Annotated in this window: 16 protein-coding genes; 9 read left to right on the top strand and 7 right to left on the bottom strand. The window is 66.5% G+C overall.

What is annotated here, in order from left to right; translation table 11 throughout:
- Positions 1–106 precede the first annotated feature (106 nt).
- The gene (locus tag C5C17_RS16055; protein WP_104254393.1) at positions 107–1099 is read left to right on the top strand and encodes an AraC family transcriptional regulator; all 993 of its coding nucleotides are present in this window, start codon (positions 107–109) and stop codon (positions 1097–1099) included.
- Positions 1100–1149: 50 nt separating this feature from the next.
- On the opposite strand, the gene C5C17_RS16050 is transcribed toward C5C17_RS16055, so the two are convergent.
- From C5C17_RS16050 to C5C17_RS19025, 4 genes are all read right to left on the bottom strand, one after another.
- The gene (locus tag C5C17_RS16050) at positions 1150–2259 is read right to left on the bottom strand and encodes a mandelate racemase/muconate lactonizing enzyme family protein (RefSeq protein WP_104254392.1); all 1110 of its coding nucleotides are present in this window, start codon (positions 2257–2259) and stop codon (positions 1150–1152) included.
- Positions 2256–3044, bottom strand: a complete 789-nt coding sequence (locus tag C5C17_RS16045) for an HpcH/HpaI aldolase/citrate lyase family protein (protein ID WP_181028646.1) — start codon at positions 3042–3044, stop codon at positions 2256–2258. Before C5C17_RS16045 ends, C5C17_RS16050 begins: the two co-directional genes overlap by 4 nt.
- Before the next feature lie 89 nt (positions 3045–3133).
- Positions 3134–4036, bottom strand: a complete 903-nt coding sequence (locus C5C17_RS16040; protein WP_181028645.1) for a glycine betaine ABC transporter substrate-binding protein — start codon at positions 4034–4036, stop codon at positions 3134–3136.
- A gap of 41 nt (positions 4037–4077) precedes the next feature.
- Positions 4078–4644, bottom strand: a complete 567-nt coding sequence (locus C5C17_RS19025; RefSeq protein WP_258066253.1) for a proline/glycine betaine ABC transporter permease — start codon at positions 4642–4644, stop codon at positions 4078–4080.
- Here C5C17_RS19025 and C5C17_RS19020 point away from each other — a divergent pair.
- On the top strand, positions 4631–5074 hold the full coding sequence (locus tag C5C17_RS19020) for a hypothetical protein (RefSeq protein WP_258066252.1): 444 nt from the start codon (positions 4631–4633) through the stop codon (positions 5072–5074). The genes C5C17_RS19025 and C5C17_RS19020 overlap by 14 nt on opposite strands.
- Here the strand turns inward: C5C17_RS19020 and C5C17_RS16030 are convergent.
- Positions 5011–6105 carry an ATP-binding cassette domain-containing protein gene (locus C5C17_RS16030; protein ID WP_104254389.1) on the bottom strand — a complete coding sequence of 365 codons (1095 nt, stop codon included), beginning with the start codon at positions 6103–6105 and terminating at the stop codon, positions 5011–5013. The genes C5C17_RS19020 and C5C17_RS16030 overlap by 64 nt on opposite strands.
- A 230-nt stretch (positions 6106–6335) precedes the next feature.
- Between C5C17_RS16030 and C5C17_RS16025 the strand changes: the two genes are divergently transcribed.
- The 5 genes from C5C17_RS16025 to C5C17_RS16010 are packed head-to-tail and all read left to right on the top strand — an operon-like array spanning position 6336 to position 11009.
- Complete coding sequence (locus tag C5C17_RS16025) at positions 6336–7715, top strand: LLM class flavin-dependent oxidoreductase (protein WP_258066251.1); 1380 nt, start codon at positions 6336–6338, stop codon at positions 7713–7715.
- A 12-nt stretch (positions 7716–7727) separates the two neighbouring features.
- Complete coding sequence (locus C5C17_RS18790) at positions 7728–8282, top strand: flavin reductase family protein (RefSeq protein ID WP_219820524.1); 555 nt, start codon at positions 7728–7730, stop codon at positions 8280–8282.
- Positions 8279–8695: an ester cyclase gene (locus C5C17_RS18785; RefSeq protein WP_258066250.1), complete on the top strand. Its 417-nt coding sequence runs from the start codon at positions 8279–8281 to the stop codon at positions 8693–8695. The genes C5C17_RS18790 and C5C17_RS18785 overlap by 4 nt, the downstream gene beginning before the upstream one ends.
- 5 nt (positions 8696–8700) lie before the next feature.
- Complete coding sequence (locus C5C17_RS16015; RefSeq protein WP_104254387.1) at positions 8701–9492, top strand: 2-keto-4-pentenoate hydratase; 792 nt, start codon at positions 8701–8703, stop codon at positions 9490–9492.
- A 47-nt stretch (positions 9493–9539) separates the two neighbouring features.
- Positions 9540–11009, top strand: a complete 1470-nt coding sequence (locus tag C5C17_RS16010) for an aldehyde dehydrogenase (NADP(+)) (protein WP_104254386.1) — start codon at positions 9540–9542, stop codon at positions 11007–11009.
- A gap of 76 nt (positions 11010–11085) precedes the next feature.
- On the opposite strand, the gene C5C17_RS16005 is transcribed toward C5C17_RS16010, so the two are convergent.
- Positions 11086–11934 carry an IclR family transcriptional regulator gene (locus C5C17_RS16005; protein WP_104254385.1) on the bottom strand — a complete coding sequence of 283 codons (849 nt, stop codon included), beginning with the start codon at positions 11932–11934 and terminating at the stop codon, positions 11086–11088.
- 88 nt (positions 11935–12022) lie between these two features.
- The gene (locus C5C17_RS16000; RefSeq protein WP_104254384.1) at positions 12023–12268 is read right to left on the bottom strand and encodes a hypothetical protein; all 246 of its coding nucleotides are present in this window, start codon (positions 12266–12268) and stop codon (positions 12023–12025) included.
- 228 nt (positions 12269–12496) lie between these two features.
- Here C5C17_RS16000 and C5C17_RS15995 point away from each other — a divergent pair, with 228 nt between their 5' ends.
- Both C5C17_RS15995 and C5C17_RS15990 read left to right on the top strand, forming a co-directional pair.
- A complete protein-coding gene (locus C5C17_RS15995) occupies positions 12497–13357 on the top strand; it encodes a fumarylacetoacetate hydrolase family protein (RefSeq protein ID WP_104254383.1) in 861 nt (286 codons plus the stop codon).
- Between the two features lie 320 nt (positions 13358–13677).
- Positions 13678–15195: an MFS transporter gene (locus tag C5C17_RS15990; RefSeq protein ID WP_104254382.1), complete on the top strand. Its 1518-nt coding sequence runs from the start codon at positions 13678–13680 to the stop codon at positions 15193–15195.
- Positions 15196–15243: the final 48 nt, after the last annotated feature.

Genomic DNA, 15243 nt, shown 5'->3' with positions numbered 1-15243 from the left:
CCGAGCGTCGTCTCATCTGTGAGCGCCGCACCTGCCCAGGTGCTGGTCGCCGGACGCGGGAACGGATCGCGTTCGTGCAGCGACACGGAATGAAGGGAGTCGGAAGGTGCAGGAGCACGTCAGTCAGGGTGGCAGCGACTTCGATCTCGGAGTGGTCGAGGTCGAATCCAGGGCTTCGGGAGAGCTCCCCAGGGTGGTGTCGCTCACCGTCGACGAGGCCGGTCAGCGTGCCGTGGAGACCGTCCGAAGCTGGGGCTGGCATGTGCAGTCCTCTGCGGACGAGTTCACCGTCACGGGCGACGTGCTGAAGAGCGACACCTTCGCGCTCAGCCGCTACCGACACTCGGCGGCCAGCTTCCGGTACGTGGTGCCGCGCGTCTTCGCCGGGGGTGCTGCGCGCCTCCTGCTCGCCTGTCTGGAAGGCGAGGTCGTCGTCGACGTCGCAGGCACAACCGAGACGCTCACGCCCGGCAGCGTGCTGTTCGTCAACCCCGAGGACCTCATCAGCAAGAGGTCCACGGTGCCCGTCAGCAACCTGCTGGTCTTCTTTCCGCGACCCCAGTCGTTCACCGAGAACTACGTGGGCACGACGTCGGAATCGGACGCGTACCTGCAGGTCCTCATCGACGCTTCCGCGTCCATCCTCGGCGGCGGGCTGCGCGCCGAAGACGCCGCATTCACCCGGGTCGGGCTCGGCGTCGAGGCACTCATCTGGGCGCTGGCGACGCAGACCGAGCTGCGCACGCTCGCGAAGAGCGGCAACGACCTGGCCCACGTCTACAGCGAGGCGGTCAAGTACGTCTCCCGGTTCGCGTCCGACGAATCGACGACGGTGAACTCCATGGCTACCGCGCTCGGCGCATCGAGGGCGCACTTGTACCGCGCGTTCGCGGCGACCGGTGACACCGCATCCGCCTACCTGAGGCGGGCCCGGGTGCGCCTCGCGCAGCGGCTGCTGGCGGAGGGTGCGAGTGCCGAAGCGGCCGCACGGGGCTCGGGATTCGGCACAGCCAGACGGATGAGGAGCGCCCTGTCGGCGGCGCGGGTGGTTGACGTCGAGGTGACTTTCGACACCTCCTCGCCCGAGGATCGAGTCTGAGGCCTCCCGCGCTCGGACAGATGGTTCGTCTGTCCGAGGGCTGAGTGATCTCAGCCGAAGATATGGACCGGGTCGCCGAAGATCGCCTCGTCGGGAGTCACCCCCAGCCCGGGACCCTGGGGGACCGCGATGTGGCCACCCTCGATGCGCACTCCACCGGCAGGGTCGTAGCTGTTCTCGAGGTACGGTTGCGCGATCCAGGCCCCCTCGTTGAGGCGTGGCTGCACGGTGGATGCGAGGTGCACCCCCGCGGCGGCGATGATGTCTCCGCCCCACTCGTCGTCGGAGGTGTGGGGCATCGACCGTACTTCGCAGATGTCCCGCACGAGGGCCATCTGGTGCAGGCCGCCGATGCGGGTGATCTTCATGCCGAAGCCGTCGCACAGGCCGCGGCCGACGGCATCGAGCACGGTTGACACGTCGCGCGTCACTTCGTCGAGGTAGACGGCGTGGTGCAGCTGCGAGCGGATCGAGGCGACTTCCTCGATCGTGTTGCAGGGCTGCTCGATGATGAAGGGGATGTCCGGGCACTCACGGCTGAGTCGGAGCGTGTCGCGCGTCGTGAGCCCGCGGTTGCCGTCGGCGGCGAGCTTCGTGCGGTTGCCGACCGCCTCCCAGACCTTGCGGATCACCTCGATGTCCTCCTCGATCGGACGGCCGCCCACCTTGAGCTGCAGGCGCGGGTAGCCTTCCGCGACGAGCGCGACGGCCCGGTCGACCATGTAGTCCACGGATTCGCCCGCGCTGATCGCGTAGTACGACGGCACGCGGTCGGTCGCGGCCCCACCGAGCAGGGTCGAGACGGGGACCCCGTAGTGCTTCCCCGCCAGGTCGTGGGCGGCGATGTCGATCGCGGCCTTCGCTGGGTGGTGGCCGAGCAGGAGCCCGTTCATCCGTCGGTGCAGGGCGACGATGTGGGTCGGGTCCGCACCGATGAGCCCCGGCGCCAGCTCGGCGAGTGCGGCGAGGTCACCCGCCGCGTGGTGCGACTGGTAGATGGGCGAGACGGGGGAGGTCTCACCCCAGCCGACGAGTCCGTTGTCGGCCGTGACTCGCACGAGCGTGGTCGGCACGTTCGTGACCTCGCCGATCGACATTCGGTAGGCGGCGTTGCGGACCGGCAGGGAGTGGGCGAAGACGGCGATCTCGGTGATCTTCAACGGGTGCTGCTTTCTGCGGAATGACTGGCTTCGGGGGAGGGGGTGGATGCGCGAGCGGCCGCGAGCTCGCCCGCCATGCCGGTGAGGAGGATGTCGAGGTCGTGCGTCGTGTTGACGAGGGTGTACCCCTGGGAGGCGCGCAGCGCGGCATCTTCGCCAGAGCCCGCGTAGATGCCGGCGATCTTGCCGCGGCTGAGTGTCTCGGCCGCGACGGTCGCGAGTGCCGTCTCGAGCTCTGGAAGAACGCTCTCCTCGAACGGAATCGTCGCGCCGAGCGCCAGTGAGAGGTCGTAGGGCCCCACGAACACCCCGTCGATACCGGGGGTGTCGAGGATGCCGGACACCTCTTCGAGCGCCGTCCTCGTCTCGATCATCGCGAGGATCATGACGCCGCGGTCGGTGTTTCCGGGGGTGGTGCCGAAGTGGTCGCCGGAGCGAACCGGCGAGTAGGAGCGCTGGCCACCTGAGGTGGGGTAGCGCGCCGCCTGAGCGATGCGTCTGGCGTCCTCGGCCGTGTTGACCATCGGCACGATGATGCCCTTAGCCCCGGAGTCGAGCATCCGCCCGACCTCTCCAGGGTCGTGCGAGCTCACCCGCGCGATAGGCAGCTGGCATCCGCCCGCCGTCAACGCGATGAGGCTGTCGCGGATCTCCGCGTAGCCGAGCAGCCCGTGCTGTCCGTCGACGACGACGAAGTCGAAGCCGAGGCGGGCGACCTGCTCGGTGAGAACGGTCGAGTTGAGCGTGATCCAGGCGCCGTAGCGGACCGGTGGGGTAGCAGACATGAGTCTCTCCTCGTGAACGGATGCGGGTGAGAGTGCCGAGGGGACGCAAGTGCGGGGAGCGCGCTTCGACGCGTTCCCCGCACCGCGTCCTAGTCGAACCAGGCGTCGACGTGCTGCCGGTTCGCCGGGTCCTCGAGCCATGCCTTCGCGCCCTCCTGCGGGGTCGCGGCCTGCGAAACCTCGAACATGAGCGACGAGAACTGCTCGTCGTCGATGCGGCTGTTCTTGATCCATTCGGCGACATCCGGGTGGTCCTCCGCGAACGCCTGCGAGGTCACGAGGTATGAGCCATCGGCCTCGCCCCACGCGCCCTCGGTGTCCTCCAGCGCCTTGATGGGCATCTCGGAGAATGCCCAGTGGGGAGTCCACAGAGTGACGAGGACGTTCTTGCCGTCGTTCGTCGCCTTCTGGAGGCTCGCGAGCATTGCGGGGGTACTACCCGCTGTCACGGTGAACTTGTCGCTCGCCCCATACGCGTCGAGCACGGAGGGGAGGGTGCCCATGAGGCCGGAGCCTGCCTCGATGCCGATGATCTCGGAGCCATACTGGTCGCCGGCGGCCAACGCCTCCGCGACCGTGTTGTGCGGGGAGGACTCGGGCACGGCGAAGACGAGGCGGTTGTTGTCGAAGATCGGCTCGTCCTCGTCGAAGACGACGAGCTGGTCGCGAAGCGGCTCGATGTATGGCGCATGCGTGATCGGCAGCCACGCGTCGACGTAGGCGTCGATGTCGCCCCGGGCCATGCCGGAGAACCCGGCCGCAAGGTCGACCGACTGCGTCTCGACCGTGTAGTCGCGCTCGGTCAGCAGCACATCCCAGAGTGCGGTGAGTGACACGGTGTCGTCGTAACCGGGGGTGGCGAAGAACGTGATGGTCTCGTCGCTGCCCACGTCGAACCCGAAGCCGCCTGGGTTCGGCTCGACCCCCGAGCATCCGGCGAGGATGAGGACGGAGGCGAGACCCAGCGCGCCTGCTTTCAGTTTCTTGTTCATGCTGCTTTCTCCCTTGAACGTCATGGCACGTCGTTGCGCGGTCATGAGGCGACCGGCGTCGAGACGGGACTCTCGGTACGCGCTGCGTCCGCGCGGCGGGACGCCTGCAGCTGCTCGTCGGCGAGCTGCCCCTTCTTCATGCGACGGTTTCGGATGTACTCGGTGATGTACTTCGCGCCTCCCGTGACGCGGTCGAGGTAGATCGCGAGGACGACCACAGCGACGCCGCCCTCGAAGCCCTTCGCGGCGTCGAGCTGCGCGACACCCTCGACGACGACGCCGCCGAGGCCACCGGCACCGACGAGCCCCGCCACCACGACCATGGAGAGGGCGAGCATGATGACCTGGTTGACCCCGGCCATGATCGAGGGGAACGCGAGCGGGAGCTGCACGTCGTTGAGGATCGTGCCCCGCTTGGCGCCGAACGCGGTTGCCGCTTCGACGAGCTCGGGGTCGAGCTGGCGGATGCCCAGCTCCGTGAGGCGCACGGCCGGCGGGATCGCGAACACGATCGTCGCGACGATGCCGGGGACGGTGCCGACACCGAAGAAGAAGACGGCGGGGATCAGGTACACGAAGACCGGCATCGCCTGCATGATGTCCAGCACCGGGCGGACGATGGCGCACGGTGCTGTTGAGGCTCGCCCAGATGCCGAGCGGGATGCCGATGAGGAGCGCGATGAGCACCGAGACGAGTACGATCGACAGGCTCTGCATCGTCGGCACCCACAGCTCCGAGATGTAGATGAGGCCGAACGCGAGCACGGTGTAGATGATCATGCCGATGCTGCGCGTGAGCAGCCCCGCGATGACCGTGAAGACGACGATGAGCACGAACGGGTGCGGGGCGATGAGCACGATGTTCATGAGCCCGACGACCAGCGAGACGAGGTCGGTCGTGAAGTCCAACAGCCAGCCGACGTTGTCGAGCAGGAAGTCGATCAGGGCCTGGAAGCCCTGTCCGATGTGCGGGTTCATGCTGCTCTCCTCTTCGGGCTGAGGGCTGCGAACGCCTGCGTCGGCGTCACGCTCCCGTAGTTCTTGCCGTCGGATGCGCGGACGACTTCCACCGCATCCGCGCCGTCGGCGAAGATGGGTAGCAGGTGCTGGAGAGTGATCCCTGGTTCGACATGCGGGCGGTTCGGTGCGGCGGGACCGGTGCGGAACTCGTCACCGATCATGGGAGGCACCGCGAGCATCCGCGCCGTGATGACGCGGCTGCGGTCGACCTCGGCAGTGAACTCCTCGATGTAGTCGTTCGCTGGGTTGTCGAGCAGGTCGATCGCCCGACCGAGCTGCGCCATCTTGCCCTGCTTCATGACGAGGATCTGGTCGCCGAGGTGCATCGCCTCGTTGAGGTCGTGGGTGACGAAGATGATGGTCTTGCTGAGGTCGCGCTGGAGCTGCAGGAGAAGGTCCTGCATCTCCTTGCGGATGAGCGGGTCGAGCGCACTGAAGGGCTCGTCCATGAGGAGGATCTCGGCGTCGGTGGCCAGAGCGCGAGCGAGACCGACGCGTTGGCGCTGACCGCCGCTGAGCTGCTCGGGGAGCGCGTAGAGGCGTTCGCCTAGGCCGACGATGCGGAGTGCCTCTGCCGCCTTCTCCATGCGGGTGGCCTCCGGCACGCCGCGCACTTTCAGTCCGAAGGCGACGTTGTCGATGAGGCTCTTGTGGGGGAACAGGCCGAAGTGCTGGAAGACCATGTTGATGGTCGCGTTCCGATACCCCCGGAGTTCGCTGTCGTCCATGCTGCCCACGTCGTCGCCGTTGACGGAGACAGTTCCGTCGGTGATGTCGATGAGGCGGTTCAGCATGCGGATGATCGTCGACTTGCCGGAGCCGGAGAGGCCCATGATGACGAAGATCTCGCCTGGCTTCACGGCGAAGGAGACCTTGTCGACGGCGGTGAAGCTCGTCGGCTCTGCGTCTTCCTTTCGCCTGAAGCCGCCTCGTGGCTTCGGCTTCTCGTAGACCTTGGTCAGCTCGGTGACCACGATGCTCGGCTGCAGGTACGCCTTGGTGTCGGTGTTGACCGTGGTGTCCGGGTTGATGGTGCTGCGGGGATTCATGTGCCATGACCTCCTTGTCATTTGGCTGTTCATTGAACGAACGCTGAGTTCGTCAATTGAGCATCACTTTACCGAACCGAAGCGCTCCGTCAAGGGGTTCTCCCGGGATTGCTCTGGAATTGGCGGATGCGCGTTCTTGACGTGGCCGTGATTGACTCCTACTGTGATGCCATGCATTGAACAGGTCGTTCGAAGAATGAACAGACCGTCGCACACAAAGGAGTAGTGCAGTGAGTACACCCATGAAGATCTTCGCCTTCGACTACTCAGGTCCAGCGCACCTGTCTTCAGGCATCTGGCGGCACCCCGCCGACCGCAGCGCCGAGTACAAGAACATCGACTACTGGGTCGACTACGCGAAACTGCTCGAGGGTGCGTGCTTCGACGGCATCTTCTTCGCGGACAACATCGGCTACCACGACGTCTACAAGGGCAGCGTCGACGAGGCCCTGCGGGACGCCGCGCAGATCCCCGCGAACGACCCCGCCTACCTGATCCCGGCCATGGCCGCCGCGACCAAGGGGCTCGGCTTCGGAGTCACCTCGTCGACGGCGTACGACCATCCTTACGCCATCGCGCGCAAGTTCTCGACGCTCGACCACATCACGAAGGGACGCATCGGCTGGAACGTCGTGACCTCCTACTCGGACATCGCGGCGAAGAACCACAGCGTGAGCAAGCAGCGCTCGCACGACGACCGCTACGCGCACGCCGAGGAGTTCGTGGACGTCTGCCTCAAGCTCTGGGAGGGGTCATGGGAAGACGACGCCGTCATCCGTGACACCGACGCCTGCACCTACATCGACCCCTCGAAGGTGCACACCATCGATCACGTGGGCGAGAACTTCAGCGTTCCCGGCATCCACCTCTGCGAGCCATCCCTGCAGCGCTCGCCCGTCATCTTCCAGGCCGGCGGCTCGAGAAAGGGCGTCGAGCTCGCGGCAGCCACGGCCGAGGCCGTCTTCATGAACTCGACCTCCAAGGCGAGCATGAAGAAGTGGGTCGACACCCTGCGTGCCGCGACGATCGCGGCAGGCCGCGAGGAGAACAGCGTCGCCGTGCTGCAGATGGTCACCGTCATCAGCGCCGCCACCGACGAAGAGGCGCAGGCCAAGTACGAGGACTACCTCTCCTACGTGTCCTACGACGGGGCCATGGCGCGCTACAGCGGATGGACCGGGCTCGACATGCAGCAGCTCGACCCGGACGTGCCCCTCGAGGACGTCAAGACCAACGCCGGCCAGACCCAGCTCAACATCTTCACGAAGATGGACGCCGAGAAGAAGTGGACGCCGCGCGACATCGCCGAGTACATCGGCATCGGCGGCGCCGGCCCCGTCATCGTCGGCGGGCCCCAGACCGTCGCGGATGAGCTCGAGTCCTGGGTCGCCGAGGGCGGCGCCGACGGCTTCAACCTCTCCCACGCCGTCAAGTACCAGGACATCAAGGACTTCACCGAGTTCGTCGTCCCCGAACTGCAGAAGCGCGGCCTCATGCGCACCGAGCCGAACGTCGGCACGCTCCGCGAGAGCCTCTTCGGCGAGGGAAACTCCCGCCTCCCCAAGAACCATCCAGGCGCGCGCTACCGCGCCGCACGCGTCCCAGCCTGAACGGAGCATCCAATGACCGCAATCCCCGTCGCAGAAGACGGCTCGATCACCACCGCCGACTACCGGCAGATCTTCGGGCTCCTCCCGACCGGCGTCGTCGCCATCACGGGCACCTCCTCGGAGAACAAGCCAGTCGGCTTCGTCGTCGGCACCTTCCAGTCCCTGTCGATGGACCCGCCGCTCGCGGCATTCTCGGTGGACAAGGGCTCAAGCACCTGGCCGACCATCCGCACCCTCGAGAACTTCACCGCCAACCTACTCTCCACAGAGCAGCTGCACGTGTGCAAGGCCCTCTCGCGCCGAGGCGTCGACAAGTTCGAGGGTCTCGAGTACGACTCGGGACCCCACGGCAACCCGCGCATCCCGAACTCCACCGCCTGGATCGACTGCACGGTGCTCTACGAGATCGTCGCGGGCGACCACTACATCATCGTCGCCACCATCACCGGCATGGAGGAGGGGACGGGCGACGCGCTCGTGTTCCGCGGCGGCAAATTCGGCGAGTTCGACCAGTGGGACAAGCCAGCACCAGCACCGAAGCCGATCGTCGAGGAGACCACATCATGAGCACCATGCTCGCAAACGTCGCAGCCGCCTGGGTCCGAGCCTGGGGCGACGGAGAGACCGCAGCCTTCCAGGAGATCGTGGCCGACGACTACGTCCGCCACTCCAAGTCCGGCGCCGAGGGGCTCGAGGACGTCATCAAGCAGATCGAGGCCTCGCACGAGGCGTTCAGCGACTTCAACGTCGAGATCAGGCACGCCGTCGAGGACAACGAGCTCATCGCCATCCACTGGCAGAGCACGGGCACCCACACCGGCACCTTCATGGGGGTGCCTCCCACGGGTCGCACCGTGAACGTCAGCGGCGCCGCATTCATCAAGCACCGCGACGGGAAGATCCTGGAAGAGCACACGGTCTGGGATCCACGCGAACTGCTCTCCGCCATGAAGATCGTCCACCTCGGCGCCGGGAAGTAGGCAGCATGACCATCAATATCGACGACATCGCGACCAGGGTCATCCGGGCTCGCGAGACGCGAACGCCCGTCGATGTCCTCATCGGCTCGGGCGAAGAGGGCGACACTCGGCGCGACGCGTTCCGCGTCGGCGAGGAAGTCGTCCGGCGACAGGTGGCGAACGGCGACCGGATCGCCGGCTTCAAGCTCGGCAACATCGCGAAGGCCATGCAGGACAAGTTCGGCGTCGACGAACCCGACTACGGCTACCTGCTCGCGAGCCAGTTCTACCCGGAAGGCCTCAAGATCCCAGCCGGCGAGTTCATCGCCCCCTTCGTCGAGCTCGAGCCGGGCTTCGTGCTCAAGAAGGACCTCGGCGGTCCGACGGTGACGGCGGCGGATGTCATCGCGGCCACGGACTTCGTGGTCCCCGCCATCGAGATCATCGACTCCCGCATCACGAACTGGGAGATCGGCATCCTCGACACGATCGCCGACGGCGGCTCGGTGGGCGGCGTCATCATCGCCGCGCAGCCCCGCCAGCTCAGCGAGCTCAACCTCGCCGACACGGAGGGGGAGATCCGCTACGACGGCAAGGTCGTCGCCAGCGGCAACACCTCAGCCGTGTACGGCAACCCGGTCTCCGCAATCGCGTGGCTCTGCCGCCGCGTCGCCGAGTTCGGCGTGAAGCTCAGGGCCGGCGACTTCATCCTGCCGGGCAGCTGCCTGGCGGCCGAGAAGCTGGAACCGGGCACCAAGGTCACGGGCAGCTTCGCGGGCTGGGGCGAGATCAACTTCGAGTACGGCGCGGCGAACTGAGCCCGTCCGCATCAGCGACCAGGAAAGCATCGAGGAGAAGCGAGCACATGACGACAACAGCACCCCAGGCGAAGACACTCGGGGAGACGACGCCAACGGAACTCGATGAGCTCCTCGAGAGCGCGGCGACCGCAGCGATGGTCCTGCGTCGAGGCGAGCGCCATGAGCGCGTCCAGTACCTCAACGCAGTCGCGGACGCCCTCGACGCGGCGGCGGACCACCTGGTTCCCATCGGGCAGCGGGAGACGAACCTCCCCGAGACTCGTCTCCGGGGGGAGCTGAAGCGCACCACGTTCCAGCTTCGCCTCTTCGGCGAGACCGTCCAGGACGGTCGCTACCTGGACGCAAGGGTCGACCACGCCGATGCTGACTGGCCGATGGGGGCGCCTCGCCCAGATCTGCGCCGCATCAAGGTGCCGCTCGGTCCCGTCCTCGTGTTCTCAGCCAGTAACTTCCCCTTCGCGTTCTCAGTGGCTGGCGGCGACACAGCCTCGGCCCTGGCCGCCGGCTGCCCGGTGATCGTCAAGGCGCATCACGGGCACATCGAGCTCTCGGTCGAGACGGCCAAGGTGGTGAACCGCGCGCTCAGCGCGGCGGGGGCGCCGGCAGGAACCTTCGCGCTCATCGTCGGCACCGAGTCGGGCCGGCGCGCGATCCAGGATGCACGTGTCAAGGCCGTCGGCTTCACCGGTTCGATCCCCGGCGGACGCGCGCTCTTCGAGCTCGCCACCTCCCGCCCGGAGCCCATTCCGTTCTACGGGGAGCTCGGGAGCAACAACCCGGTGTTCGTGACCGAGGCAGCCGACCAGGCTCGAGGTCCTGCGATCGCCAGCGAGTTCGTCGCGTCCTACACGATGGGCAGCGGCCAGTTCTGCACCAAGCCGGGCACGATCCTCGTGCCGCGCGGGTCGAAGGTCCTCGCCGCCCTCAAGGAGGCGGAACTGCCGGCGGGTACCGCGATGCTCAACGCGCGCATCCAGTCGGGGTACGTCGAAGCCGTCAAGAACCTGCAGCAGAACGGGGCGACCGTCATCAACGCGGGACCCGACCCGTTCGGCGAGCAGCCGTCGCCGACCATGCAGCTCACGACCGCCGAGGCGGTGCTGGCGGACCCCGCCGCGCAGCTCGGGGAGTGCTTCGGCCCGTCCTCGCTTGTCGTCGAGTACGAGTCGGAGTCGCAGCTCCTTGAGCTGGCCGAAGCCTTCGAGGGGCAGCTGACCGCGTCGCTGCAGGCGGAAGACGGCGATGACCTCGCCGACCTCGTCGACGTACTCGCGAACCGAGCGGGGCGTGTGCTCTGGAACCAGTGGCCCACCGGAGTCTCGGTGACCTACGCGCAGCAGCACGGTGGTCCCTACCCGGCGTCGACCGCGAGCGGCTCGACGTCGGTGGGCACCGCCGCCATCGACAGGTTCCTGCGTCCGGTCGCGTTCCAGGGATTCCCCGCGCGGCTGCTGCCGGACGTCCTGCGAGACGAGACCGAGGATGCTGCACCGCGGCTGGTCGACGGCAAGTAGGAACTGCGCGTCAGACGGCTCAGCGCCCCGCCGACACCGGTGGGGCGCTGAGCTCGTCGGTCCAGTCCTGCTCGCGCTAGAGGCCCCGGATGAGGGTGCTGATCTCGCTCGACGCGCGCTGCAGTCGTTCGATGAAGGTGTGGACGCTCGCCGCCTTCATGCGCTGGTCCAGCCCGGAGGCCGAGATGGCGCCGATGAGGTTCGAGTCGCCGTCGTGCACGGGGACCGCGACGGAGAAGAGCCCCTCTTCGAGTTCGTTGTCGATCGTGGCGTATCCCCTCGCGCGCACCTCGCCGAGTTCGCGCAGCAGGAGGTCGCGGTCGGTGATCGTGAACCGGGTGAACTCCTGCAGCTTGGCCGGCAGCAGAGCGACGACCTGCTCGTCGGTGAGGTTCGCGAGGAGGACCTTCCCGGTGGAGCTCGCGTGCAGGGGGAGCTTCCGGCCGACGTACTTCTGCGACGACGAGAGCATGTGCTGGCTGTCAGCCTCGGCGATGAGGTCGAGCGTGGTCGGCCCCGTCGCGACGGCGTAGCCGATGCTCTCGTTGAGGTCGGTGGAGAGCCGGTCGATGTAGACCTGGATGTGCGGCTTCAGGCCACTGCGGGGGTCGGCCAGGCGGCCCAGACGCGCGATCTCCCATCCGAGCGAGAACTTGCCGTCGGTGTTCACCATCATGCCGGCGTGCGCCATGCTGAGCAGCAGACGGTAGGCCGTGGGCCGGGCCAGCCCGGTCGCGGAAGCGAGCTCCGCTGCCGTCGCGCCCTCCGGGTGGTTGCCGAGCTCGGCGAGCAACGACATCGCGCGCAGGACGGATCGGTTGGTCAGGTCGGGGGCGGCGTCGGCCTCTTCGCGAGCCTCGTCGACGTCTGCGCCGCTGTCTGTCTCCTGAATACGGATCACCCCATCTTCGAACCGGCTGTTCACCTGATGATACTTCGTTTGCTCATCGGCTCCGGAAAGCGAGCTGGCCCGCACCCCCAGGGGGTTCGGGCCAGCTCGTGCGGGTGAGTGGTCAGTCGGTGCGGGACTCGCTCGTGGTCAGGGAGCGCAGGTACTCATCTGCGGCTTCTGCGACGCCCTGGCCGGTACCGCTCGATGCGGCCGACTCTGGTGCTCCACTGAACTGAAGGCCCTCCCAGGGGAGCGCGATCCACCCCGACGGCGTCGGGTCAGTGAAGGGTCGCGGGGCCATGGCCGACCGCTGCGCTTCTCCGCTTGAGCGAAGGAGCTGCGTGAGGAATGCGTTGAGCGCGTGCATGGTGGTCCTTTCGTCGGGTCGACAGTGGCCCGTGTTGTGACGTCGTTGTCGGTTCACTGACTGAACAGTATGTTCGTTCAGTGATCTTCAACCAGTGTGCCCTCTGCGGTCCGAGCGCGCAAGTGGCAGCAAAGATCTCCCTGTTTCAGTTCACGCTTCCCTTGACTACGCTCGGTTCGCTAGTGCAACTTCAAGTTCGTTCAGTGAACACAACCCGAGGGGTTCAGTATGAAACTCATCCGAATCGGCGAGATGGGCGCGGAGCGCCCCGGTGTGCTCGTCGGTGAGTCCAGCTACGTCGCGCTCTCCGACATCGTCGACGACTTCGACGCAGAGTTCTTCGCGTCTGGCGGCGTCGCGCGCATCCGTCCTGTGGTCGAGCAGCGCATCAGGGCTGGGCGAGTGGAGGCGCTCGGGGAGGAGCGCATCGGCGCGCCGTTCGCAAGGCCGCACCAGATTCTCTGCATCGGCCTCAATTACTCCGACCATGCAGCCGAAACCGGCCAGGCTGTTCCGGACGAGCCGATCCTGTTCACGAAGTCGCCCAACACCCTCGTCGGACCGAATGATGACGTCCGCATCCCGAGAGGGTCGACGAAACTCGACTGGGAGGTCGAGCTTGGCATCCTGATCGGGCAACGCGCGTCCTACCTTTCGTCGCGCGAGGAGGCTGGGGCCGCGATCGCCGGGTGGGCGGTCGTGAATGACGTGAGCGAGCGCGCCTTCCAGACGGAGCGCGGTGGCCAATGGTCGAAGGGCAAGTCGGCTGAGACCTTCAACCCTGCTGGCCCATGGCTGGTGACCAGGGACGAAGTGCCAGACGTTACTGCGCTTGATCTCTGGCTCGACGTGAACGGCGTGCGGCGCCAGACCGGATCGACCTCGACCATGGTCTTCGACGCACTCGAGATCGTGCGGTACCTCAGTCAGTTCCTGGTGCTCGAGCCGGGCGACCTGATCAACACGGGAACCCCGCCAGGCGTGGGAATGGGGCACACGCCTCCGGTCTTCCTCGCTGCTGGTGATGTCGTTGAACTCGGGATCGACGGTCTTGGCGCTCAGCGGCAGGTCATCGTGGAGCCCCGGTGAGCGTCTTCACTTCAACGTGACCGTCGCGTCCATTGAATGAACATCTAGTTCATAAGCCGCGAGCCTTTCGTGGTCTGCGGTGTTTCGTAGCTCACGTCTTGACCGAAGTGCCCCGCAGGCATACGCTGAGTTCAGTTTTTCGAAGTACTGTTCATTCAACGAACTGTTTTACCGACCGACGCCGATGTCGCACAGAAAGACGCCGGCGTCGCAGGTTTGCGGAGTACACCGGAATGCAGAGCGCGGCGAGCTACCGACAAGGCCCCACCGCGGGCTCGAGTCAGCGCCTGAACACCGATGTTCAAGAGAGAAGGACACGCATGTCCCCCCAGCCCAGAGCTCAACGACGACCACTGGGGCCGAACCGGCGCCTCGAAGTCGACGACTGTATCGTCGTCGACAAGAAGGAGCTCCGCAAGGCGCAGATCGGTGCCGGGGTCGGCAACTTCATCGAGTGGTACGACATCGGCGTCTACGGCTACCTCGCCGTCATCATGACCTCGGTGTTCACCGAAGGTCTCGATCGCAGCACCGGCCTCCTCGTGACCCTCCTCGGCTTCGCGGTCTCGTTCATCGTCAGACCCCTCGGCGGGATGATCCTCGGGCCGCTCGGAGACAAGATCGGGCGCCGCAAGGTGCTGTTCTTCACGATGGCACTCATGGCCGCGGCAACGACGGGCATCGGTCTGCTGCCCACCGCTGGAGAAGTGGGGCTCTGGGTCATCGTCCCGCTGTACCTCCTCAAGATGCTGCAGGGCTTCTCCACGGGAGGCGAGTACTCCGGGGCCTCAACGTACGTCGCCGAATTCTCCCCGGACCGGAGCCGCGGCCTCTGGACATCGCTCCTCAACTCCGGGTCGCAGCTCGGCTTCGCGGCGGGCGCCGGCACCGTGGCGCTCACGACCTGGATCACCACGTCGGCCTGGGGCGAGAACGCCATGCTGGAGGGCGGGTGGCGCATCCCGTTCCTCATCGCTCTCCCGCTCGGGCTCGTCGCGATCTCGCTGCGGAAGCAGATCTCAGAGTCGCCGAGCTTCGAGGCCGCCAGGGAAGCGTCGGCAGAGGACGTCAACCCGCTCTTCGTGCGCCAGAACCTCGGCAACATCCTGCGCCTGTACTGGCCACAGATCCTCATCGGCATCGCGGTGATCGCCGCCGACGGCACCTCGAGCTACATGCTGACGAGCTACATGCCCACCTACATGGAGACGCAGATCGGCATGACCGCGGTGCACGTCGCATCCGCCGCCGTCGTGATCATCCTGATGCAGGCGGTCCTGATCCCGTTCGTGGGGCGCTGGTCCGACCGCATCGGTCGCAAGCCGATCTACACGATGGCTACAATCGGCAACCTCGTGCTGCTGCTTCCCGCGTTCTGGCTCATGCAGTTCGGGGAGATCTGGGCGCTGTACTGCGCGCTCATCCTGATCATGATGCCGAGCGCCTTCTTCCTCTCCCTGACCGGCGCGTTCATGTCGGAGCTGTTTCCCACGGCATCGCGCTACGGCGGCGTCGGGTTCACGCACAACATCGCGATCTCGATCTTCGGCGGCACGACGCCGCTCGTGAGTCAGGTGCTCGTGCAGACGACCGGGAACACGTACGCGCCAGCCTTCTACGTCATGTTCTTCTCGGCGGTCGCGCTCTTCGCGATCACCCGGATGCGGGAGACGGGGTCTCGCCCGCTGCTGGGTTCCGTCCCCGTCGTCACGGATATCGAGGAGGCCCGCGAGCTGGTGCGCGGGCAGGACACCAACGAGCGCATCGACACGGCGACCATGCTGCTGCCGACCCCGGCCGAAGTCGAGAAGCACGCGGCCCAGAAGAAGGCGCGTTGAGCCCGATCCGGCCTGCGCTCCCGTCCAGATTTTGTGAAAGAGGAAGAT

The organism is Pseudoclavibacter sp. RFBA6 (assembly GCF_002931575.1).
Classification (GTDB): Bacteria; Actinomycetota; Actinomycetes; order Actinomycetales; family Microbacteriaceae; genus Pseudoclavibacter; species Pseudoclavibacter terrae.
This window is presented reverse-complemented; position numbering and strand designations above follow the sequence as displayed.